The organism is Bacteroides intestinalis (genome assembly GCF_003464595.1).
In the GTDB taxonomy this organism is placed as follows: domain Bacteria; phylum Bacteroidota; class Bacteroidia; order Bacteroidales; family Bacteroidaceae; genus Bacteroides; species Bacteroides intestinalis_A.
Genome location: NZ_QRZF01000004.1, coordinates 319,453 through 344,080, shown reverse-complemented (window position 1 = coordinate 344,080; position 24,628 = coordinate 319,453). Strand labels below are relative to the sequence as shown.

The 24,628-nt window shown below is 43.2% G+C and carries 11 protein-coding genes and 1 pseudogene; 8 read left to right on the top strand and 4 right to left on the bottom strand.

What is annotated here, in order from left to right:
• Position 1: 1 nt before the first annotated feature.
• Complete coding sequence (locus DWW10_RS08070) at positions 2–985, top strand: glycoside hydrolase family 43 protein (protein ID WP_022391595.1); 984 nt, start codon at positions 2–4, stop codon at positions 983–985.
• A gap of 196 nt (positions 986–1,181) precedes the next feature.
• On the opposite strand, the gene DWW10_RS08065 is transcribed toward DWW10_RS08070, so the two are convergent.
• Positions 1,182–2,063, bottom strand: a complete 882-nt coding sequence (locus tag DWW10_RS08065; protein ID WP_007210253.1) for a helix-turn-helix domain-containing protein — start codon at positions 2,061–2,063, stop codon at positions 1,182–1,184.
• A 202-nt stretch (positions 2,064–2,265) separates the two neighbouring features.
• On the opposite strand from DWW10_RS08065, the gene DWW10_RS08060 reads away from it, so the two are divergent.
• The 3 genes from DWW10_RS08060 (at position 2,266) to DWW10_RS08050 (ending at position 7,766) form a co-directional block, all read left to right on the top strand.
• A complete protein-coding gene (locus DWW10_RS08060) occupies positions 2,266–3,288 on the top strand; it encodes an efflux RND transporter periplasmic adaptor subunit (protein ID WP_182021369.1) in 1,023 nt (340 codons plus the stop codon).
• 61 nt (positions 3,289–3,349) lie between these two features.
• Positions 3,350–6,457 (top strand): efflux RND transporter permease subunit, encoded by a 3,108-nt coding sequence (locus DWW10_RS08055; RefSeq protein ID WP_118421213.1) that lies wholly within the window; start codon positions 3,350–3,352, stop codon positions 6,455–6,457.
• Positions 6,450–7,766 carry a TolC family protein gene (locus DWW10_RS08050; RefSeq protein WP_118421214.1) on the top strand — a complete coding sequence of 439 codons (1,317 nt, stop codon included), beginning with the start codon at positions 6,450–6,452 and terminating at the stop codon, positions 7,764–7,766. Before DWW10_RS08055 ends, DWW10_RS08050 begins: the two co-directional genes overlap by 8 nt.
• Here DWW10_RS08050 and DWW10_RS08045 read toward each other — a convergent pair.
• The gene (locus DWW10_RS08045; RefSeq protein ID WP_118421281.1) at positions 7,763–11,815 is read right to left on the bottom strand and encodes a hybrid sensor histidine kinase/response regulator transcription factor; all 4,053 of its coding nucleotides are present in this window, start codon (positions 11,813–11,815) and stop codon (positions 7,763–7,765) included. The genes DWW10_RS08050 and DWW10_RS08045 overlap by 4 nt on opposite strands.
• Positions 11,816–11,922: 107 nt before the next feature.
• Entirely contained in the window at positions 11,923–12,546 is a 624-nt protein-coding gene (locus DWW10_RS08040) for an HU family DNA-binding protein (RefSeq protein WP_022391741.1), read from the bottom strand.
• Positions 12,547–12,993: 447 nt separating this feature from the next.
• Here DWW10_RS08040 and DWW10_RS08030 point away from each other — a divergent pair, with 447 nt between their 5' ends.
• On the top strand, positions 12,994–14,955 hold the full coding sequence (locus DWW10_RS08030) for a carbohydrate-binding protein (protein ID WP_022391742.1): 1,962 nt from the start codon (positions 12,994–12,996) through the stop codon (positions 14,953–14,955).
• Between the two features lie 84 nt (positions 14,956–15,039).
• Here DWW10_RS08030 and DWW10_RS08025 read toward each other — a convergent pair.
• A pseudogene (locus tag DWW10_RS08025) lies at positions 15,040–16,253 on the bottom strand (glycoside hydrolase family 28 protein).
• Between the two features lie 279 nt (positions 16,254–16,532).
• On the opposite strand from DWW10_RS08025, the gene DWW10_RS08020 reads away from it, so the two are divergent.
• From DWW10_RS08020 to DWW10_RS08010, 3 genes are all read left to right on the top strand, one after another.
• On the top strand, positions 16,533–18,938 hold the full coding sequence (locus DWW10_RS08020) for a glycoside hydrolase family 2 TIM barrel-domain containing protein (RefSeq protein ID WP_022391745.1): 2,406 nt from the start codon (positions 16,533–16,535) through the stop codon (positions 18,936–18,938).
• A 184-nt stretch (positions 18,939–19,122) separates the two neighbouring features.
• Positions 19,123–22,413 (top strand): SusC/RagA family TonB-linked outer membrane protein, encoded by a 3,291-nt coding sequence (locus DWW10_RS08015; RefSeq protein ID WP_022391746.1) that lies wholly within the window; start codon positions 19,123–19,125, stop codon positions 22,411–22,413.
• Positions 22,414–22,428: 15 nt separating this feature from the next.
• Positions 22,429–24,480: a RagB/SusD family nutrient uptake outer membrane protein gene (locus DWW10_RS08010; protein WP_022391747.1), complete on the top strand. Its 2,052-nt coding sequence runs from the start codon at positions 22,429–22,431 to the stop codon at positions 24,478–24,480.
• Positions 24,481–24,628: the final 148 nt, after the last annotated feature.

The following is a 24,628-nucleotide window of genomic DNA, read 5'->3' as shown; positions in this document are numbered from 1 at the left end:
CATGAAGAAAAGAGAACTATTACTCCTTTTATTCTCCTTGTGTTCTGTCCTTGTATCTGCCCAGCAGAAAGTCCCAAACCGCTTCCGTACCAACATCCCTCTCGATTCCATCCACCTGAGTGACCCTTGCATACTGGCCGATAAGAAAACCTCCACTTATTACATGACCGGTACTGGCGGCCTCCTCTGGAAAAGCAAAGACCTTGCCCGTTGGGAAGGCCCTTATCGTGTAGCAGAAACTGATCCTAACTCCTGGATGGGCCCTAAACCCGAAATTTGGGCAGCCGAACTGCACGAATACAACGGAAAATATTACTATTTCGCCACTTTTACGAATAACGCCATCAAGATTGATACCGTAAAAGGAAACGTCATCCCCCGTCGTGCCAGCCACATCCTGGTCAGTGATAAACCGGATGGCCCTTATAAACCTATGAAAGACCCCACTTACCTGCCCGAGAATATGCCTACCCTTGATGGCACATTCTGGGTGGACAATGACGGCAAACCTTATATGATTTATTGCCACGAATGGCTGCAAAACTGGAACGGTACGATGGAAAAGATCGAATTAAAACCCGATTTAAGCGGTTCCATCGGTAAAGGAAAGATTCTTTTCCGTGCCAGTGACTCTCCCTGGAGCCGCGAAAAGATGGAGGACAAAGTATTGCCCAATCGTGTAACCGACGGACCATGGCTTTTCCGCACAGGTACGGGCCGGTTAGGTATGATATGGACAAGCTGGGTATTCCAGGACTATACACAAGGCGTTGCCTATTCCGAAAGCGGAACTCTGGATGGCCCCTGGATACAAGAGAAAGAACCAATCACTCCGCCTAACTTCGGACATGGAATGTTGTTCCGTACTTTGGATGGTGAGTGGATGATGTCGGTTCATAGTCATAAAGATGTGAATGGGCGATATATTCGTATTCCACACCTGTTTAAAGTCGATTTATCGGGAGATAAACTGAAAATTGACTGATTTATCACCTTTTATGAAACAATTGTGCTACTACTGAATAGAAATTTCACCCTATCTTTGCAACATCGACAATAGGTTATAGATTAACATAAGATTGGTATTAATAAACAAAGGGTAGTTTTTTAAGTCACAGTTTTCAGTAGGTAGTATTTATAAGAGAGGGCAATCTTCGAATCAAGAAGATTGCCCTTTTATATTAACCATATGAAGATTCCCTGTACTGTTTAGGCGACATACCCAAATGCTGTTTTACGTACTTTCCAAAAAAAGACAGATTGGGGAAATTCAGTTCATTGGCTATTTCTTTAATACTCTTCTGAGAGTTTCTCAACAGATACAAAATATCTTTCACCATGTATTGAGTGATGAGTTCGGAAGCCGTCTGTCCACTGACTTCTTTGCAGACTGCCGATAAGTACTTAGGAGTAACATACAGTTGGTTAGCGTAGAATCCAATCATGCGTTCTTTGGGGTATGATGAAGACAAGAGACTGATGAACTCCTTAAATAAGTTTTCGCCCGAGGTGAATGTCGGTGGTTTCAGCTTGATGAAGCGTTCCAGTGCATCATGAAACTCATAAAGAAATGCTTGGATCAGAGAGTCGATCAGTTCCTTTTGATGTTTGCAGGGAGTGCCCAGCATTTTAGAACGCAACAGGGAATAGTATTGGCAAAACAACTCTGCCTCTTCTGCATTCAGTGAAAGAATGGGGATTTTCTCAATGAACATTTTCAAGTCCCAGCTTTCACCTGCTATGAGGAGTAATTGCTTCATGTACTCCGATGACAGACAGATGCAACGGCATTCAAAATCAATACTTATCATACTATTTTCCAATATGATATTAGGATGGCAAATGAACAAATCGTTCACGTGTATCATTCGCGATTCTCCATTGATATAGAGTGAACCTTTTCCTTTTACGCACAACAAGATGATGTATGCCTCAACTTTTACAGCCTGTTCTATATTTAAACTTTGCAATTCATCAATGATAGCTATGCGGCTGTCATTATATACAGATATCTTTTTTACCAAGACATCATCCAAACATCCTGATCTCAGTTTTGCCTCCATACACTATATTTCTTTTTGGTTGCAAATAAACAGAATATCCGGTAGATGTAGATAATAGATATTTCCAGAATAGTGTCCTATTTAGCTTATTTGATATTTGTTTTGAAAAATAGAACACTTCTGTGGTAATATGGAAATTAAGCCCTTTTGATAAATCATTTTCCTTTGCACCGGAAATAATGAACTAAAAATGGAAAAAAGTATGAGACAACTTTGTAATGTAACGGTGCTATTGCTATTATTTGGCCTGACGAGTTGCCAGAATAATGGAGACAAACAGACTACTATGAGTCCGGTAAAGGTGAAAGTTTTACGAGTTTCTTCTTCTGAGATAGATGGAACGGAACGTTTTTCCGGTACGGTGGAAGAAGCGAACAGCACTTCGCTTAGCTTTTCGATTATGGGAACGGTGAAAACGGTACATGTGGGTTTGGGTGACCGGGTAGCGAAAGGCCAACTTATTGCTACGGTCGATCCGCTTGCCATGCAGAGCAGCTATGATGCTGCCAAAGCCTCACTGGAGCAAGCGGAAGATGCCTATCGGAGAATGAAGGAATTGTATGATAAAGGAAGCCTTCCCGAGATAAAGTGGGTGGAAGTGCAGAGTAAGTTGCAACAGGCAAAGTCAATTGAAGAAGTGGCGCGCAAGAATCTGGACGATTGCAAACTCTATGCGCCCTTCAGTGGAATCATATCGGAAAAGATGGCAGAGGTAGGGCAGAATATAATGCCGGGCTTACCGGTGGTCAAATTAGTGACAGCCAATCAGCTGAAAGTGAAGATTGCCGTTCCGGAGACAGAGATTGCCGCCATTGCCACGGGACAAAAAGCAACGATTACCGTCTCTGCCTTGAACGGGCGTGTCTTCGCGGGAACAGTAACAGAGAAAGGAATTGTAGCCAATCCGCTTTCACGCTCATACGATGTCAAGATACGGGTGGATGATGCTGATAAAGAGTTGATGCCGGGTATGGTGGTGGAAGCGGTCTTGTCCGGTACGGGGATGGGAACACTTCATGTTATTCCTGCCCACATTGTCCAACTGGACGAACAGAACCGTTCCTTCGTCTGGGTGAATGCCGGAGGAAAAGCCAGTAAACGCATTATCCAATGCGGAGGATTTACAAGTGAAGGAGTCGTTGTGCTGTCCGGTTTGGAGGAGAGTGAGGAAATCATTGTGGAAGGACAGCAGAAGGTATGTGAGAATACATCCGTAGTTTTATGACTATTCTATATAATGAGGAACAATCAAAATATTAGTCACATCACCGACAAAATATAAGATAATGAATAAGAAACGTAACGCAGTAGAATGGGCGATGCACTATCGCCAGATTATAATTCTCGTTGTGTGTTGCCTTGTTGCTTTTGGAATTTACAGTTTGCCGAATATGCGCAAGAATGAATTTCCAGACTTCACAATCCGTCAGGGTATTGTAGTGGCAGTAGCTCCGGGCAACACGGCAGAGGAAATGGTGGAACAGGTAGCCAAACCCTTGGAAAATTATATTTTCAGCTATAAAGAAGTGAAGAAAGATAAGACTTTCTCCATGAGCCGCGATGGCATTGTCTACATTCAAGTACAACTCAATGACGAGCTGAATAACAAAGATGAATTCTGGAGCAAGTTCAAGCACGGTGTTTCCACTTTCAAGGCGCAATTGCCCAAGAATGTACTGGCTGTACAGGTGATGGATGATTTTGGCGATACTTCCGCCTTGCTCATCACTATGGAAAGCGTGGACAAGACCTATCGTGAACTGGACGACTATATAGATGCCCTGCAAGACCGCCTGCGCCGTATCAACAGCATCGGCCGTATGACGGTAAGCGGAATGCAAAAGGAACAGATCTCCATATACCTGGATACCCATAAACTTTCGCAATACGGGCTGACTGAACAGACACTCGCCGTTACCCTTTTTACGAAAGGTTTCACTACTTCGGGCGGTCGGGTGAAGAATCCTGTATATGTTCAGCCTGTCTATGTGGCTAAGTCATTGAATACGGTACGCGATGTGCAGGAACAAATTGTTTATACTGATCCGATGGGAAATAACATTCGTCTGAAGGACGTGGCCCGTGTGGTAAAAGAATATCCTGCTCCCGACAGCTATATCACTAACAATGGTAAAAAATGCCTTTTGCTAAGTATAGAGATGAAGAAAGGCAAGAACATCGTTCAAATGGGAGAGGAGATAAACCGGACGATTGCAGAGTTCCAACCGTCATTACCGTCGGATGTCAACCTTTTCTGTATCACCGATCAGAGCCAGGTCGTAGGAGATAGTGTGGATAATTTCCTGCACGAACTGTTGGTTGCCATTATAGCGGTGATTATAGTGGTGATGCTCCTGTTGCCTATGCGTGTGGCACTGGTAGCCGCTTCCACTATACCTATTACAATATTCATATCACTGGGATTGTTTCATGCCTTTGATATCGAACTGAATACCGTGACTTTGGCGGCTCTTATTGTAACCTTGGGGATGATTGTGGATAACTCAATCGTCATTATCGATAGCTATCTGGAAAAGTTGGGTGAAGGTGTGTCGCGCTGGCATGCTTCGATACAGAGTGCCACGCATTTCTTTAAATCGATATTTTCGGCGACGTGTGCCATCAGCATCACCTTTTTCCCCTTCCTTATCACAACAACAGGACAGATACAGGATTTTCTGGTTAGTTTCCCTTGGGCCATCAGCATCGTGTTGGGAGTATCCTTGTTAGTGGCTGCATTGCTGGTGCCGTTCATGCAATTCTATTTCATTCGCAAACCGATGGAGAGCGCAACAAATAAGAATGGAAAAAAGAAATTTTCCTTTCTCGATACCTTGCAGAAATACTATAATAAATTACTGGATCTCTGTTTCACCTGGCCCCGTATGACGATGGCTTTAGGTCTTCTTTCTATTATCATAGGCATCGTCCTGATGGGTAAACTGCCGCAAAGATTGATGCCGATAGCGGAACGCAACCAGTTTGCTGTGGAAATTTCCCTGCCTACGGGAACCGCTGTAGAGAAGACCGGCCAAATAGCCGACAGCCTGGAGCATATCCTGCGCAATGATTCGCGTGTAGTGTCTGTGGCATCCTTTGTGGGGTGTGCTTCTCCACGTTTCCAGACAGCCTACGCTCCGCAGATAGCCGGGACTAATTTTGCACAATTCATTGTCAATACGGTAAGCAATCAAGCGACGGAAGACCTACTGAATGAATATGCGCCTAAGTATACCGATTACTTCCCGGAAGCCTTGGTACGCTTTAAGCAACTGAGCTATAACGAAGCGACGTACCCTGTTGAAGTACGCCTCAGCGGTGAGAATATCGACACATTACGTCGTGAAGCCGACAAGGTGACGGCACTGTTGCGCTCCATGCCCGAACTGGTATTGGTAAGCACTAACTTTAATGATCCGCTTGCCACTACCCGCATTGTACTGAAAGAGGATGAAGCCACCCGGTTGGGCATCAGTAATGTAATGCTGGAAACCACCCTTGCCATGCGTTACGGCAGTGGTATCCCCGTGGCAACCGTTTGGGAAGGTGATTACGATATTTCTGTCAAGTTGAAGAACTCCCAGGCAGATTCGGCCAACAGTTGTGATTTGGAAGACGAACTCATACCTGTTGCCGGAGGACTGGCGAATGTACCTTTGCGACAAGTGGCCGATGTGGTTCCGGCATGGGAGAACGGTCAGATTGTACGTCGCAACGGCATTTATACGATTACTGTCATGGCAGACCTTCAGCGCGGTGAGAATGGTATGGACGTAACCGGCAAAGTACAGAAAGCAGTAGCGAATCTTTCATTTTCTCCTGATGTAACCCTGACTTATGGTGGTGACCTGGAAGATAGTGAAGAGAAACTGCCTCCCATTCTGGCCGGATTGCTGATTGCTGCCGCTATTATCTACTTTATCTTGCTGATCCATTTCCGTAATGTCAATATTGCCTTGCTCATCTTTGCCTGTATGGCCCTTTGCGTGTTTGGAACGGCTGTAGGAGTACTTGTGCAGGGCGTGGACTTCGGCGTAACCAGTATTCTGGGCGTTGTTAGCCTGATGGGTATCATTGTGCGTAACGGTATTATCATGATAGACTACGCTGAAGAATTACGGAAAACGGAAAAGTTGGGTGTACGCGATGCCATTTATCATTCGGCCCGTCGTCGTATGCGTCCCATCTTCCTTACTTCGGCAGCTGCATCCATGGGTGTCATCCCGATGATATTGGGAGGCAGCGGACTGTGGATGCCAATGGGAACCGTTATCTGTTACGGCACACTCATCACAATGGTATTTTTGCTTACAGTGCTTCCGGTCTGCTATTGGTTCATGTTCAGTGGCTCTACACGTAAGCGCATAGCTATGGAGAAAATGGAAAATGAGTAAAACAATCAATAGATACAGCATTATGAAACAGGGATTGAATCGATATATATTTCTTTTGTTAGTAGGTTTCACACAGTTGGTTCCGGTTTCTGCCCAGCGTGTGTATACTCTGGACGAATGCCTGCAACGGGCTCTTGAAAACAATGTGCGGATAAAGAATGCCGGCAATAATCTGGAAATAGCCAAACAAGGCAGTCAGGAAGCATTCACCAAGTATTTCCTTTCTTTGAGTGCGACAGGTACGGGATTTATGGCCGACAAAGGATTACTCCAGTTGGACATGGGACCTGGAATGCAAATGTCACTTATGAAGAAAGGAGTGGTAGGGGGCGTATCGGCCTCGATGCCGCTTTTCACGGGAGGGCAGATTGTAAACGGTAATAAGTTGGCGAAGGTAAACATTCAGGTTAACCGGTTGCAATATAACCAGTCGGAAAATGAAGTGAAACTTACTACTGAGAACTATTACTGGCAGGTTGTGATGTTGAAAGAGAAGTTGCAGACCATTACCGTGGTCGAGGCACAGTTGGCTAATCTGCTGAAAGATGTCGAAGCTTCGGTAAATGCCGGAGTGACAACGCGCAATGATCTGCTCCAGGTACAGTTGCGGCAGAACGAGATAGAGAGCAGTCGCAGCCAGATTGAGAATGCGTTGACGCTTTCACAACAAGTGCTGGCACAGTATATAGGAGAAGATTCCGGAATTGTGGATGTTCCTCCTGTCGCTGGCGAAGTCTTGCCGGAACATCCGCAGGGACTTTACAGGAACCCTGAGTCCTCTCTGGTTCTGACCAATGAATATCACTTGTTGCAGCAGAACCTCAAAGCCAATAAGCTGCAACGCCGCATAACCGTTGGCAAATATCTGCCTACCGTTGCCATTGGCGGTGGATATATGTATGACAATCTGATGGATAAAGACCACCCTTTCTGGATGGGTTTTGCCACAGTTTCAATTCCTTTATCCGGTTGGTGGGGCGGTTCGCATGACGTGCGGAAACAGGAACTCCAGGTACGCAATGCCGAGAATCAGCTTACGGACCAGAGCGAACTGCTTATCCTCCGTATGCAACAGAATTGGAACGACCTGACGGATGCTTATAAACAGATGCAAATATCCATGCGATCCATTGAACAGGCCATGGAGAATCTTCGCCTGAATACGGACTACTACAAGGCCGGAACCTGTACGATGAATGACTTACTGGATGCCCAAACGCTTTTCCAGCAAAGTAAGGACCGCTATGTGGAGTCTTATGCCCGGTATGAGGTGAAGAAGTGCGAATATTTGCAGGCTACGGGGCGTTAGTCTTGCGATTTCCGTAACCTGATATATTCTGATGGTGCCATTCCATATTCCTCCCTGAAGCAGGAGCGGAAATATCCAAGGTCATTGAAGCCGCTTGCATAGGCTGCTTCTGAAATATTATGCCCTTCTTCCATCAGTAACCGCAAACTGTTTTTCAGTCTGATTTTCCGGATGAGTTCATTGCCTGACATTCCGGTCAGGCTCTTGATCTTCCGGTAGAGTGTGGAATGACTCATGTTCATTTTTTCCATCATGAAGGACATGTCCATCTTTTCCATGTCTATATTTTCCTCTACGATGGTGGTGAATTTGGTCAGGAATTCTTCATCCAGCTTATTTAGTTTGATGGTTTCTTCCTGTTGTTCTGGTTTCAACTCTTTGGTGCGGTTGGCTACTATAAGTGCCAGCTTTTTGCGGGATTCCAGCAGGTTGTGTACACGGCTGTTCAACAGTTTGGCACTAAAGGGCTTGGTCAGATAGGAGTCTGCACCACTTTCGTATCCTTCTTCTTTATCCTGGATGGAATCTTTGGCTGTGAGCAGAATGACGGGGATATGGCTGGTGCGTATATCTTCCTTCACCAGCTTGCAGAGTTCGATGCCGTCCATTTCCGGCATCATGATGTCGCTGATGATGATGTCCGGAATATATTTCTGCGCTTGCTCTAAGCCCTCCTTACCGTTCGTTGCTGTCAAGATGCGGTAGTTACTGCTGAATGAAGTGGCAATATATTCGCGTATATCGTCATTATCTTCCACTACCAGTACTACAGGGCGGGTATCAGTCTCTTCTTTTTCTTCTTCCACCGTTTCCGCGATTTCTGTCTCTTCCTGTGCGAGCGTTTCCTTTTCCTCTCTGTGCAGCGCATTCGGGTACGTGTTTTCAGTCAGAAGACGGAAAGTGAAAGTCGTTCCTTTACCTATTTCACTTTCCACTTGGAGTGTTCCTTCGTGCAGGTCGGCAAGCGACTTTACTAAAGCAAGTCCTATGCCCGTACCGGATGCCTGATGTTTCCCCTTTGCCTGATAGTAACGGTCGAAGATATGAGGAAGTGCCTCAGCATCTATGCCATATCCGGTATCGCTTACGATGATTTCCGTATACTGATTTCCTCCATCATCGGCTGAACGCAGGATCAGGTTGATTTCTCCTTCTGAGGTATATTTTATCGCATTACTCAGCAGATTGTTCAATATGGTGGAAATGACATCGGTATCGAAATAAATCTTTGCATCTTTTGCTGCAATATTGATGCGGAACTTCACTTTCTCATTCCTGTTCAGTTCTTTATAGCGCAGTCCTGTTTCTGTCACCAAGCTACTCAGGTTCCCTTTCGCTACGGTCAGTTTCCGGTTTTGCGTTTCTGTCTTGCGGAATTCCAGTATCTGATTGATAAGGTTCAACAATCGTAGTGCACTGCTGTGAATGACCTTAATCTTATTACCGTAGAAAGCTGGTATTTTCGGATCATTAATCAGATCTTCCAACGGTCCGAGTATCAATGTCAGCGGTGTGCGTAGTTCATGCGTAATATTGGTATAGAAGCGCAGGCGTTCGTTATTGAGTTCCTGTTCGTTCTGGCTCTTCTTCTTCTCCAGTTCGAGTGAGCTTTCCAACAGCAACTTGCGTTTGTAGAAACGGAACCAACTGTAGATGCCCAGCAATACCAGCAGGATGTAGAAAATCTTTGCATACCACGTCAACCATAGTGGCGGATGGATGTATACTTTCAATGTTGCCACATGATTGTCGTCCCATTCCTGATTTCTCAAACGTGCCTTTACCTTAAAGGTATATTCACCGGGAGAAATGTTGCGGAATGTAATCTGGCTCTCGCCTAAAGTATTGGTCCATGTATTCTCCAAGCCTTCTATCAGATATGCATACTCTACCTGTCCACTTTGTGAATAGTCCGATATGGAAAATGTGATTCGGAAAGAATTTTGGTCATATGGTAAGTCAATGTGCCCGTTTGTAATTGGAATCAATGCTTCCGCCCGGCGACTTTCTATCTGGTTATTGAGGTGCCTGCATTCCATGATCTGTACAGGGGCTACTTGGCGGTCCGTAGTCAGGCTTTGCGGATTGAAGTAACAGACACCGTTCAGTGAGGCGAAGTAGAGAGTACCGTCCGGTGTGCAGCAGGCCGAACCTTCTATGAAATTTCCCATCGGTATCCCGTCCCGGTAATCATAGTTTTCAAATTGCAGTTTTTGCTTGTTCCATAAAGAAATGCCATTGTTGGTACTGATCCAGATATTTCCTTGTAAATCTTCCTGGATGCTGCGTACGAAAGTATCTTCAAGCCCGTGGCTGTAACCATAGAGTTCAAATTCTTCCGGTTTACTGGTATCTTTTATATAACCAATACCTTTACGGGTTGCTGCCCAGACACCGCCTTGCGCATCCATAAAGAGAGAATTGATTCCGTTGGTTTTAAACCCATTGTTGTGGTCCAACCGCGTAACTGCCTTATAATCCCGGTCGAATATCGTTATTCTGCCACCATAGGAACCTATCCATAGCTTTCCCTGTCGGTCGCGCAAAATACCGTATATGGATTTATCGGATAATTGTCGGATTATATCTTCCTCTTTCCGTATGACTCCGTCTTTATAGGTGTATATGCCGTATTCGGCACCTACCCATATTGTTCCGTCAATGTCTTTGAAGAAGGAAAGAATATCTATGTTGTTCATATCGAGTTTGATTCGCTCTATCCGATTGCTTTTAGTGTCAAGCTTCAGCAGACCGTCATCGTATATTCCAAGTAAAAAAATGCCTGGACTATATTCTGAAAGAGAGAATACTTGCCCGTAAGGTCTGGATAAATATTTCGTGATGTCGAAACTTTTCAGTTGTTTATTGTCTTTAAATACAACTGCCTCATTTTCTCCCCCCAGCCATATCTCTCCTTCACTGTCCTGAAGTAGTCCCCAGACAGGTTTGTTTGTCTGTTTGTTTTTACCTTGGGTGGTGTAGGGAAGTACATGGAATATAGGTTGGGTATGACTGATAAAGTCCACTCCGCTGCTATAATTACCTATCCATATATTGCCAAACTTGTCTTGCAACAGGCTTCGTATATTTCCTGATGAAAGTCCATGTTTATCCATCGTTGCAGTGATGTTATAGAACTGTACGTTTTGGGGAGATTTGAAAGTGATGTTATGCAAGTCGAGTATACTGATTCCGCCGATGTCACTGGCTATCCATAAGGTGCCATCTTCCATTTCCTTGATGTCATATATATGGTCGGCTATCAATGAATGTGGATTATTGGACTCGTGTTTGAAGATGGTAAATTCATCTGTCTTTGGGTTCAGTAATCCGAGTCCTTGATTTGTGCCCACCCAGATATTCTCCAGATGGTCTTTATAGATTGTATAAACGCTGTTTCCGGGCAGGCTATTGGGGTTCTCTGGTATATGTGAGAGGTTGCGGATTGTTTTGTTTTCCAAATCAATGATACTCAATCCACCTTGTGCGTGTCCTATGTACAGATGCCTTTCTCCGTCATCGAAAGCGCACCAGCTTGACGGTTTTAGTTCCCCTTTGATCCGATCTGATAATGAGGTGTATTTCTCATCCTTTTTGTTATAGTGTATTATTTGGCCTGTGTGACCAACAATCCATATTCCGCCATCAGAAGCAGGAGCCAAGTATGAGACATTGTTGATTGCAATATCTTCTGAGGGTATGCATCTTCTGAATTGCTCTGTAGAGCAATCGAGTATATACAATCCGCTGTTACTTCCTATCCATAATTCATCTTCTTCTTCATTGTAGAGTAGCGTATTCAGCGCATCATTTCCCAATTTGGAATTAGTACTTTTGTAAGTGGTGAACTTAAGTCCGTCGAACCGGTTCAGTCCCAGTACGGTTGCAATCCAGATACATCCCCGTTTATCTTGCGCAATGTCCTGGACATAATTATTCGATAACCCGTCTTCTATACTTAGGTGTTGTAATATGTAAGGCTGCGCCGTGCCGCTTGTTGTAAAAAGCAACAAAAACAATAGAATCAATAGGGATGAATGTCGTTCCATAATCAGTTTGGTTATGAATTTGTCTTTGCAACAAAAATACAATAAATTCGCGTTACAGCTATTCCAAACAGGCGTTTTGCCCAATTTGTCCCTGCTGTTTGACGAATTTACCTTTGTATATATACCTTATGTGTGCCTCGTCCGGAAGTTGTAATACCACTTTCCGGATTCTCGGCCCATTTCCTTAACTCTACAGAGGCAGTAGTGGGGCGCAACCCTGTTAGCTGGACATAATTCCTGACCGTCATATAAGGATGTCCGGTAAGATATTGCTTTGCCTGTTCCAGGCGTTCTTCCGGTGTATATTTCTGCGAGGAACGGCGGAATTTCTGTTGCGAACGTTCCAGATCACAGTTATAATTGGTATTGTGAATCAATGATTTCTCTGCTCTGAAGTTGATGCTGCCTACTACGATGCTTCTTGCATTTCGTCGGGTGCTATCTGCTTCTCCGGTTTCCCGTTCTTTGTCTATGCGCAGAGCCAGTGAGGGAACAAAGGTTCCTATTCCATCCAACTTTACCGATTTCCCTTGTCCCATTTGGTAAGCCAGTTCATCGGCCAGTTCCTGTAGCAGACCTTTGATGTCACCTCTGGTAAATGAACTCTTTTCGGACAGTATCTTTGTGATGTAATCCGTACTTGCTTGTCCGGATTGTACGAGGCGGGGATAGAGTATGCGCTTCCCGTCTTTGTTTGGCAGGTTCATCTCCTGCATTTCATATTCAGCCATAAATAGATTTATTTAGTAGTTATATGTTTCCTGTTTGCTCTGTATAGGGAAGAAATCTGCTCTCTATTCGTATAAAACTTATTTTCTCTTTATACAAAACCTGTCAAAGTTAATAAAAAAGTATATTCATAGTCTGCGAATATAAAAATGTAATTTACGAATTCATATTTGTAGATTACGAATATATAAATGAATCTGCAATTTATAACTTTTTATTCGACGCCGCAAACTTTCCTCTGCATTATTAGGAACTTTCTGATGAAGAGAAGAGAACTTTTTCATTAACATGGGACAACTTGATTGCATATTGACCATTTTCACCCTTCTCTTCTCCCGATATCTCACTGCTTGTTCCGAAGTCAAACCCGTACTTTTGTCTGTCTCCTTTTGGTATGGGAGTATTGTAATTTAATAAGTCTTTTATCATTTAAAATCAGTAGAAGTATCATGAAAACGAACCTTTTCGTAAACAGAACTACAATTTGTATGAAGTCTGTTATTTTATTATGTATGGCGCTCTTACTTCCTTCTGCCATTACAGGCAAGGGGAAAAACTCTCAGAAGAAAGTAATTTCTTATGTAGACACTTCACTCAACGGTTCACAGAAGTATGTGCTGAGAGTGGACGACAAACCTTTCTATATGACCAATGTACAGGTGCGTTTCGACAAATTGCGCTACCGTTGGAATTGGGATATAGCCACCTGCGAAAGATTAATTAAAGAAACTGCCGCACTGGGATTCAATACCCTTTCCATCCCCATTCATTGGGTGGAAGTGGAACCGGCTAAAGACAAATTTGACTGGACCACCCTGGATCTCTACATGGGACTGGCACAGAAATATAATTTTAAGGTAGAAATACTTTGGTTCGGGCAGAACAGCGGTGGACATGTACAATGGCTGAAGCCCGACCAATTGCGAACTCCCGATTATGTGATGCACTCTCCGAAAGCCGGTGATTTCCAGTCTTTCTCTACGGCAGGTAGTTCTAAAGAAACTACCAGTGAATTTACAATCCGGCGTGATATCTCAGACTATACCTTAGACTTGAATGATAAGAAGCTATGTGCCCGTGAGGCCTATGTTTTAGGAAAAGTCATGGAGCATATCGCCCGCTGGGATGCGGAGAACGGAGCCAGACATACCTTGATCGGTGTGCAACTAAACAATGAAGTACGCAGTTTTCCGTCATCCACTATTGTAGAATATATGAGCGAATTGGGACGGGCTGTAAAAGAATCCCCTTACTCGGTATGGACACGAATGAACTGTACGTATGTCGATCTCTACTCCATACTTTATACGAATGAACAAATGCGTTCAACAACCGGTACTTATATAGACTTTGTAGGTATCGATACATACCGCCACCATTTCCAGACGGAAGACAGTTTTGCGGAAAGTACACGTACCAATGTGCCTTATATGGGAAAGAATTTTCGTATGATTATGGAGATAGGGGCTCGTGTACCCAATATAGCTCAGTTGCACCTTGCTGCTTTGTCCGGTAATAATGCTTTTGATTACTATGAACTGTGCGGCTCGGACGACTTGGGAATTTTTGTACAGGATGAGAAAGACGGTTTCGCACCTCGTGGTATCTATCTGGAAGATGTGAAGTTGGTTAATAAAATGCTGAATAGTGTCATGGCGGATATAGCGGTGAATGCCAGCAGATACGGTCTTTTTGTGCATAACTGGAAAGGTGATTCGCTGATGCCTACCGTAGGAGTCGAAGGTATCTCCTTTACTCCGGGATATATTAACTCACAGGCGGTTAGCATCCTTCGTAGCGGCAGTGAGATAGTGCTGGCTACTTCTAAGGGTGGGGTTTTCTCCTGGCCTGATTCTCTGAATATCCTATCTGCAAGTAAGGGATACTTTGACGCTCATAATAATTGGGTGGACGAAGGTGCTGTTGATTTCCAGACGGATAAGCGGAAACACATTGTTACGTTGGATGCGGGAATTTGTCAAACTGTTCGTTTGGTTCGTGCTGCGCAACCGATGCCATCTGTGGTTTGTCCTGCGGAGCACATGGAGTTTGGTGGGGGTGTGGTGTTGGAAGCTGATGCGGAAAATTGCATCGGTTTCACCGGAGCTGGTTATCTGAACTTTCCGTTGGCAGGTGGATATGCTATCTGGAAAGATGTGGATGGAAAGAATGGAGGACAGAAAACTATCAGATTGCGTTATGCCAATGGGAAGTCGCAAGTCGCTACTCCCAACCTGATAGTGAATGGAGTGCAGAAACGCCTCCGATTGCCTTCTACCGGTTCGTGGGATACATATCAGTATGTGGAAGTTGCTGCCGAACTTAAACCTGGAACAGGTAATGTGATTCGTTTGGAGTCCAGATGGGATGGCGCCGGACATGTGGCTGAACTTCAGTTTATGGAAGAATAAAGTTGTATTGAGAATAGAGAGTAATTAAAAAGGTGTTACCTGGCGACGGGTAACACCTTTTTAATAGGGGTAACTCTGAGAGAATTATTTATTAGTAATGTATCTGTCCAATTCCTTCAGTAAGGTAGTATCTATACTGCCGTAGGTGATATTTTCCGTGATTATATTCTCAATATTTTCCACCCGGTTTACGCTGTCGGCGATGTAACCCACATGTATGTTTTTGAGCTCGATGTCTTTTACCGGTAGTTTTTTATCTCCTCTCATTTCATAAATCATCTTTGCAGATTCGCAAGTGATGTTATTCATGTGGATACCTTCGATACGAGTGATGCGTTCTTCATAGGTGGGAACCAGATCTCTCCATTGATACAGAACATCCGTATCTATTTCAAAAACTCTCAGCGTGCCTCCCGTCTTTATGTTCTCCATATAAATGTTCTCTACAAAGGCACCCCGGCGATGGTTGGTCTTTATAAAGAAAAGACGGTGGACAGAGTTAGGGGCAGTACAGTCGTGCATGTAGATATTACGGATACCGCCGGATATTTCGCTGCCGACTCCAAGTAATGTTTGTCCATCCTGAATGATGCAATTGCGTATCACGATATTCTCGGTAGGAGTATTCAGACGCCATGCATCGCGGTTTCTTCCGGCTTTTATAACAACGGCATCATCTCCTTGATTGAATGTGCAATTCTCTATCAGGAAGTTGCGGGTCATTTCTAAGTCGATGCCATCACTGTTGTGGCCATGGGCTTTCACATTCAGGTTGCGGACGTTTACCATACTTTCCACAAATCCATGTGGGGCTTTAGCATTCCTTCTCCGGTGATGGCTATATTTTCACATTCAAAGGCATAGACGAGTGGTGAGTAGTTGTAACATTCCATCCCTTCCCATGAGGTCATTACTGCCGGCAGGTAATCTTCCGGATTATCCGTGAAGCGGACTACTGCATCTTTTTCCAGGTGGAGGTTTACATTGCTTTTGAAATGTATGGGACCTGTCAGCCATTCACCGGCAGGAATGACCACACGCCCTCCACCGGCTTTATTGCAAGCTTCGATAGCTTTACTGATAGCTTCTGTGTTCATATGTTTCCCTCCTTCGATGGCACCGTAATCCGCTATGGAGTAATCTTTCTCAGGAAAGATACATTCTCTGATCGGTTCCATGGGGAAAGGGGCAGCCACTTTAATCTCATTGTAAGATACCTTTGGAGAGCTGCAGGAAATAAACAGGAGACATACAAAACTTACAAGGTATAAATGATATACCGCATAGTGCTTTTTCATAATAGTTATATTTTAAATTAGTAAATTATACTTTTAATAATTAAGTGTCTGATTGCAAAGATAAAGCTGGTAAGAGTATGTCGATAGGGACAGATTGATCATTAAACAAGGGTAAATATGGCATTCCATGAATTGGAGAAACTGGTTTGCCTTTATTTATCCATGATGAACTATTTGCCAATGGTATCTGCCCGATTACTTCCTGTTCTTTAAAGTAAAATCGGGTATTTTTGCCTATGAGAACATCCTTTATTAACTTTATAATTAAAGAACACTTTTATGGTAAAACAAAGAATGATCAGTAGGGAGGTTATAATACTTTTAGTATTTGTATTTTTGCCGGGTTCATACACTATGGCCAATCGGCAACGTATCAATTTTGATTTTGACTGGTGGTTTCATCTGGGAGACGAACCAGATGCTTTGAAACCGGGATTTACACCTTCCGCATGGAAATGGGAAGCGGTCCAGCTGCCACATGACTGGTGTGTACACTTGCCTTTTGATAGAGAGGCAAAACCGGAAAACGGCTTCAAATCCGGAGGGGTGGGGCTGTACAAGAAAGAGTTTCATATCCCCTTATCTTATAAAGGCAAAGCGGTTTCCATTGTTTTCGACGGTATATATTATCAGTCAACTGTATATGTAAATGGAGAGAAAGTTGGATTTCACGCTTATGGATATACCAGCTTTGAATATGATATTTCTTCGTACTTGAAGTATGGTGAGGATAACTTGATAACAGTACATGTGAATCATACGGATGCTTCGCGATGGTATACCGGATCGGGTATTTACCGTCATGCCTGGTTGCAGGTGACTGAACCGGTACACGTAACGACTTGGGGAACTTATGTCACTACCCCGGAAATAAACAAGGATGAAGCAAAAGTACGGATACGTACCAGTGTAGTTAACAAGACTACTCAGGATGAAAGTGTACAAGTGTTGCAACTGTTGGTGAATAAGCAGGGACAACCCATTAAGATGAAAGGTAAGAAATTGGAAACTACGACTTCCCTGCACATTCCGGCTAATGACACAATGGACGTCGAACAATATCTGGTGGTGGATAATCCACGCTGTTGGTCGGTAGACGATCCTTATCGTTACTTTGTGCGTACTATGATAAAGAAGAAGGGAAAGACAGTAGATACTTATCAAACTCCGTTCGGCATCCGTACCCTTGAATTTAGCAGTACAGAAGGATTTAAACTGAATGGGCAGCCTATGAAGTTTAAAGGCGTGAATCTGCATCAGGATGCCGGTGGACTGGGAACTGCCATACCTGATCGTGCTTTTGAGCGCCGTCTCAGCATTCTGAAAGAATTCGGATGTAATGCAGTGCGTTGCAGCCATAACCCTCCGGCACCGGAATTCCTTGAAATATGCGATACACTTGGACTTTTAGTTATTGATGAGGCATTCGATGCCTGGAAAACAGGCAGCCTGTATTATGGTAAGTTGTTTGATGAATGGTGGCAGCGTGACCTGGCGGACATGATAATAAGGGATCGGAATCATCCTTCCATCATAATCTGGAGTATAGGCAATGAAACTCGGGAAGCTTTCCTGAAGACGGATGAAGGGATAAAGCGGGGCCGGATGATGCAGGACTTTGTTCATCAGTTAGAACCTACGCGTCCGGTTATGGTAGCTATGGCACCCAATTCACAGAACCAGTTCTGTGAGGTCTTTGATATCGTCGGGTATAACTATCAGGAGACCAGAATGCTGCAAGACCATCTCACGTATCCTAAGCGGTTGATGTTGGGAAGTGAGGTTTATCCTTATTATACGGCTGCACATCCGACCTCTTCACGTGACTATATACCATATAATTCATGGAACTATGTGAAAGATAACGATTTCATCTTAGGTTCGTTTATCTGGGCGGGTGTAGACTATTTGGGTGAATCTGTAGGCTGGCCCAGTAAGGGGTGGGCAAGTTGTCCGTTCGATATGTGTATGGTAGAGAAACCGGTTGCTGCCTATCATCGTGCAGTCTGGAATGATGAACCTGTTTTGAAATTGGCTATTGTTGATAACTCGCTCAATATAGATCCGGGAAAGGATCATTGGCAGTATCCTTTGATGGTGGATAACCTGAACTTGCCGTATATGGATGACCGGGTATTGGAATATCGTACAATGACTAATTGTGACTCCGTCCGGCTAATTGCTCCACATGCCAAACGAACTATGGATTTTGGGGTACGGAGCACAAAGGATTATCCGAATAATACGATTGTCTGGAATCAACCTTATCGTCCGGGTAAAGTTTTAGCTATCGGCTATAAGAATGGAGTGGAAGTCTGCCGGGATAGTCTTGTTACCACTAAGAAAACTTCAGCATTTAAACTTATAGCCGATAAGACGATACTGAAGGCTGACGGGCAGGACCTTTCGCATATAGAAATCAAATTATGCGATGAAGACGGACGTTTTGTCCAGATGGACGACCGTAACCTAACAGTGCAGTTGGAAGGAGAAGGACGATTGTTGGCATTGGACAACGGAGATATGCGCAGAGACATTCCGTTCGGAAGCAATAAGCTGAAAACTTTCTTCGGGCGGGCACTCTTGATTGTACAATCGGCGCGTGTTCCCGGAGTATTGAGAGTGAAAGTGGAAACAGAGGGCGTATTCCAACCTTATATATTAGATATCACAATGAAAGAATGAAAGAGGAGACCATGGACAGATAGGCCAAAGAAACAAGAGAAATAGGTCAATGAACAATTTACCCTTCTATTTGATCTGTCTGTCTCTCCTTTTTCAGCAAGTCAATCTTACATTTGCATCGTTATCTTTTCAAAAAAGTAACGCAGGGATTATTAACCTTATATTCATATTAAAACGAAAAACAATGAAATCAGATTCATTTAGAAACAATCGGAAGGCGCTTGCAGCCTTGCTACTTTGTAGTAGTTTCATTACCGGGTGTCCGCTGGCAGTGATGGCCGAGGGCAATGAGACTAATCTGGAAGTGGTTCAACAACAAATCAAAGTTTCAGGTGTGGTGAAAGATGCAATGGGCGAACCTGTTATCGGTGCCAGCATTCAGGAGAAAGGAACCTCAAACGGAATTATTACTGATGTTAATGGTAATTTCTCGCTTTCCGTAAATCAGGGTGCCACGCTTGTTATCTCTTATATTGGTTTTAAAACTCAGGAAATTCCGGTTGTGGCAGGGAAAATACTGGATGTTACCCTGAAAGAAGATACCGAGATGCTGGAAGAAGTTGTAGTAGTAGGTTTCGGTACGCAGAAGAAGGTGAACCTGACCGGTTCCGTAGGTATTGCTACTGCCAAAGAAATAGAATCGCGTCCGGTAACTTCTGCAACTCAGGCTTTGCAGGGTTTAGTACCGGGCCTGAAGATTACCACTAGTTCCGGACAGTTGGAAAAGGATATGAATATATCTGTTCGTGGTACAGGTACTATCGGTTCTGGTTCCAATAGCTCTCCATTGATTTTAATTGATGGTATGGTGGGAGATATTAATACTGTCAACCCGCAGGATATAGAGAATATTTCTGTATTGAAAGATGCTGCCGCTTCCAGTATTTATGGTTCGCGTGCACCGTTCGGTGTAATTTTGGTTACTACTAAGAGAGGAAAGGAAGGTAAAGTGTCTGTTAACTATAATAATAGCTTCCGTGTCTCCAGTCCTATCAATATGCCGAAGTCAATGGACTCTTATTCGTTTGCCGTCATGATGAATTATGCGGATGCCAATCAAGGTGTTAAAGGTGCATATTCGGATGAAACGATGCAGAAGATGATTGACTTCCAGAATGGAAAGTTTACGAATGGAGAAGTAGGGTTGGATGCTAAAAGTGAGACTGCCTGGCAAGACCGTTGGACTCAGGGATATGCTAATACAGATATCTGGGATGCCATGTATAAAGATCATGTGTTTTCTCAGGAACACAACATCAGTGTCACAGGTGGTAGCGAAAAGATGTCTTACTACGCTTCGTTCAATTATTTGGATCAGGGAGGACTTCTCAACTTCGGAAAAGAAAATTTGCAGCGTTTCAATACGACAGCAAAAATTAATGGAACATTGACAAAGTGGTTAAAATTCAACTATTCTACCCGCTTTACTCGCAATGATATTTGTAGACCAACGAGTTTTACAGATAGCTATTATGATGGGTTGGGGCGCTCAAACTGGCCGAATATGCCTATTTACGACCAAAACGGTCATATCAATCATGACAATCCTCGTGCATTGGCAGAAGGTGGACAAAGAACTCAACAGACGGATCGTCATTATCATCAGGCTGCCTTTATCATAGAGCCTGTCAAAAATTGGATTACAAATGTAGAGTTCAATTATAGTATTAAAGAAGAGAGCACTAAAGCGGCTACACTTCCTGCTTACAATTACGACCCGAAGGGGGATAAAATAGTAACGAACAAAGATTCAAGTTTAAAAGAAAACGATCAGAAAGAAAATTATCTGAATCTGAATGTTTATAGCTCGTATACTCATACTTTCGCAGATAAACATAACTTCAAGTTCATGGGTGGTTTCCAGGCAGAAGAGTTCAAACTGCATTATTTCGACGTTACCAAATACGGATTGTATGTAGAGGATGAAGACTTCTGGGAGTTCAATCTGACATCCGGATTGAGCGGTAAAGGTGAAGAGAAGACGACAGGGGTGAATGGTTATTCAAGAGAATGGGCCACAGCCGGTTTCTTCGGTCGTTTAAATTATGATTTCATGGGCCGCTATCTGTTGGAAGTTAATATGCGTTATGATGGTACTTCCCGCTTCCGCCGCGGCAGTCGCTGGCAACTATCCCCTTCTTTCTCGGCAGGTTGGAATATTGCACAAGAGAAGTTTTTCGCTCCGGCTACCAGTGTTGTTGATCAGTTGAAGTTACGTTTCTCTTACGGTCAGCTGGGTAACCAGAATACAAGCTCATATTATCCTACTTATCGTGTGATGTCTTTAGGTGCTGCAAATGGTGCCTGGATACAGAATGGCATGCAACCTAATACTGCTTCGGTGGGTGGCTTGATTAGTGAGGCTCTGACGTGGGAAACCGTTCGCACATGGGACATCGGTCTGGATTGGGGATTACTTAATAATCGTTTGACAGGTTCTGCTGATTATTTTGTCCGCTACACTAAGAATATGGTGGGACCGGCTAACCAAATGCCTAATACATTGGGTATTGAAGTTCCTAATACAAACAATTGTGACCTTCAGACCAGAGGTTGGGAAGTTTCCCTTTCCTGGAAGGACCGTTTGAATAATGGATTGAATTATGGTGTAACTGTGTCACTTTCCGATCAGGTTACCTATATCGACAGTTATCCCGGTAACAAGACTGGTTCTATCAGCACATACATGGCTGGCAAAAAGACAGGACTTATTTGGGGTTTTGAAACAGTAGGCATTGCCAAAACTCAGGAAGAGATGGATAACCATATTGCTTCATTGCCTAAAGGCGGACAAGACGCCATCGGTTCACAGTGGGCAGCAGGTGACATCATGTATAAGGATCTGAATGGTGATGGCAAAATAAGTAAAGGTGCAAGTACATGGGATGATCATGGCGATTTAAAGATTTTGGGTGACAGTAATCCTCACTACTTTTATGGTATTGACTTGACAGCCAACTATAAGGGATTTGATTTCCGTTGCTTCCTGCAAGGTGTTTTGAAACATGACTTTTGGCCGGGTGAGTCATCTTATTTCTGGGGTGTTCGTGGTGGCTATTCTAAATGGTATACTATTGGTCTGGAACAGCATAATGATTATTTTCGGGATCAGCCGATAGGGTTGGCAGGTTATGAATTACCAGTTAACTTAGATTCATATTATCCACGTCCTATCACTTCGAAAGATTCTGATAAAACGAGCTTTGGAGCTAAAAATCAAGAAAAACAAAGTCGTTATATGCAAAATGCAGGATATATGCGTTTGAAGAATCTACAGTTAGGTTATTCATTACCGAAGTCTGTAGTTGAAAAAGTAGGTATTTCCAATTGTCGCGTATTTGTGTCAGGTGAGAATCTGTTGACATTTACCTCTTTATCTTCAATCTTTGATCCTGAAACCTGTGTTGGTGGTTGGGGTGGTAACGCGTACCCCTTATCTTCCACTTGGTCATTTGGTTTAAGTGTAACCTTTTAATTTGATAATAAAATCATGAAAACAAAAAATATATTTTTAGCATTGATAGCTACAGCTTTGAGTAGTGCAATGATATCATGTGATGATTTCCTTGATAGGGAACCAACTTCAGAACTTGCACCTGAAACTTTTTTTACAGATGTCTCACACTTACAAGCATATGCTGATAAGTATTATTCCAGTATCTTACCTGGAAACTCTGGAAATTCTTATGGCTTTTATGCAAATGATAAAGGTACAGATAATCAGATTTCCCAGAGCGCACCTAGCTATTTTTGTACGGGTGAATGGAGAGTTCCTAATTCTTCTGGTGATTGGTCTTTTACCAATATCTATCATTTAAATTTCTTTTTTGCGAATGTTTTGCCACGTTTTGGTGAAGATTTAAACGGATCAGGCAATACTATCTCGGGTGATTTGAAAAGTATTCGTCATTATATAGGTGAGTTGTATACTTTGCGTGCATTGGAGTACTTTAAGCGTTACCAGGCATTTGGTGACTATCCTATCGTAACTGATCCTTTAACGGATAATATGGAAATACTGACTGATGCTGCTAAGCGTTCGCCGCGTAATGAGGTTGCACGTTTTATTCTTTCTGATCTAGATAAAGCTGCTATTTTGATGGATGGAAAAGATTTTCAAACTACACGTATCAATCGTGATGTAGCTTTGTTGCTCAAATCGCGTGTAGCATTGTTCGAGGCTACCTGGCTGAAATATTTCAAGGGCTCAGCGTTTGTTCCCAATGGAGAAGGTTGGCCGGGTAAGACGAAAGAATATAATGCCAATTATCAGTATCCGAGTGGAAGTATTGATAATGAAATCAATTGGTTTTTTGAAGAGGCTATGAGTGCTTCTAAAGAAGTGGCAGAAAAGTATAAATCTAGCTTGACTGAAAATACAGGTATTGTGAAGCAAGATTTAGCAACAACAGAGAATCCTTACTTTGCTATGTTTGGTCAGGAAGATTTGTCGGGTGTAAAAGAGGTGTTGATGTGGCGTCAATATGTACAAGGACTGGGAAGTGGACATGATATTGCTTTAGCAGCAGATGAAGGTAACTGGGGAGTTGGTGTGACGCGTGCTTTTGTACAGAATTTTCTTATGGAGGATGGCTTGCCAGTTTATGCGCATGGTACCTATGCAGATGGTGATGGTTATTATATGGGTGATAAAACGATTGCCGATGTGCGTACTAATCGTGATAGTCGCTTGACTATTTTTCTGAAAGAGCCGGGACAAAAGAATGTATTGATTGAAAGTGTGACAGGACTTACTAATATTTGGTTGGATGAACCATATCCCAAGATTACAGATGGAGCTTCACAGTACGCCTATACTACCGGTTATGCACTGCGTAAAGGTGGAGCTTGGGATAGTAAATATCTGGTTCAGAACAAGTGTTTCCTCGGTATCCCTATCTATCGTGCTTCTGAAGCCTTATTGAATTATATGGAAGCCAGCTATGAACGTAATCAGACTTTAGATAATACAGCCCGTGAATATTGGCAACTTCTTCGTCGCCGTGCTTTAGTTAGTGATAATATTGATGCTACTATTGCTGCTACTGATTTGAATAAGGAAGCTGAGAATGATTGGGGAGCTTATTCGGCAGGGAAGATTTTGACAGATAAGACTTTGTATAATATTCGCCGTGAACGTCGCTGCGAATATATATCCGAAGGTCTTCGCTGGATGGACTTATGTCGGTGGAGAGCAATGGATCAGATGACGGTTACGCCTTATGTTCCCGGAGGTATGCATCTTTGGAATACACCTATGGAACGTTGGTATGATGACTCAAAAGGTAATACTACACTTGTCTATGGCACTGACAAAGCAAATGTGTCTTCACCCAACGATAGCGAATATCTGCTTCCATATCGTAAAACTGCTAACCAGTTAGCCTATGAGGGTTTTGTTTGGAAAATGGCTCATTATCTTGATCCGATTCGTATTGATCAGTTCCAAATAACATCTACTGATGGTAAGAATATTGAAACTTCTCCGATTTATCAGAATCCATATTGGCCTACAACTGCGGATATGGCAGCAGAAAAGTAAATGACAGACAAGTAAGATTGTTTTTCCATATAATTTAAGAGGGAGTTTCTATATTCCCTCTTATTTATACATTCTTTATGTAACAGAAGTAGATTGGTTGGTAAAGCAGACTGATGATGAAACTCTGTTTGATTTCAACTTGTGTAAT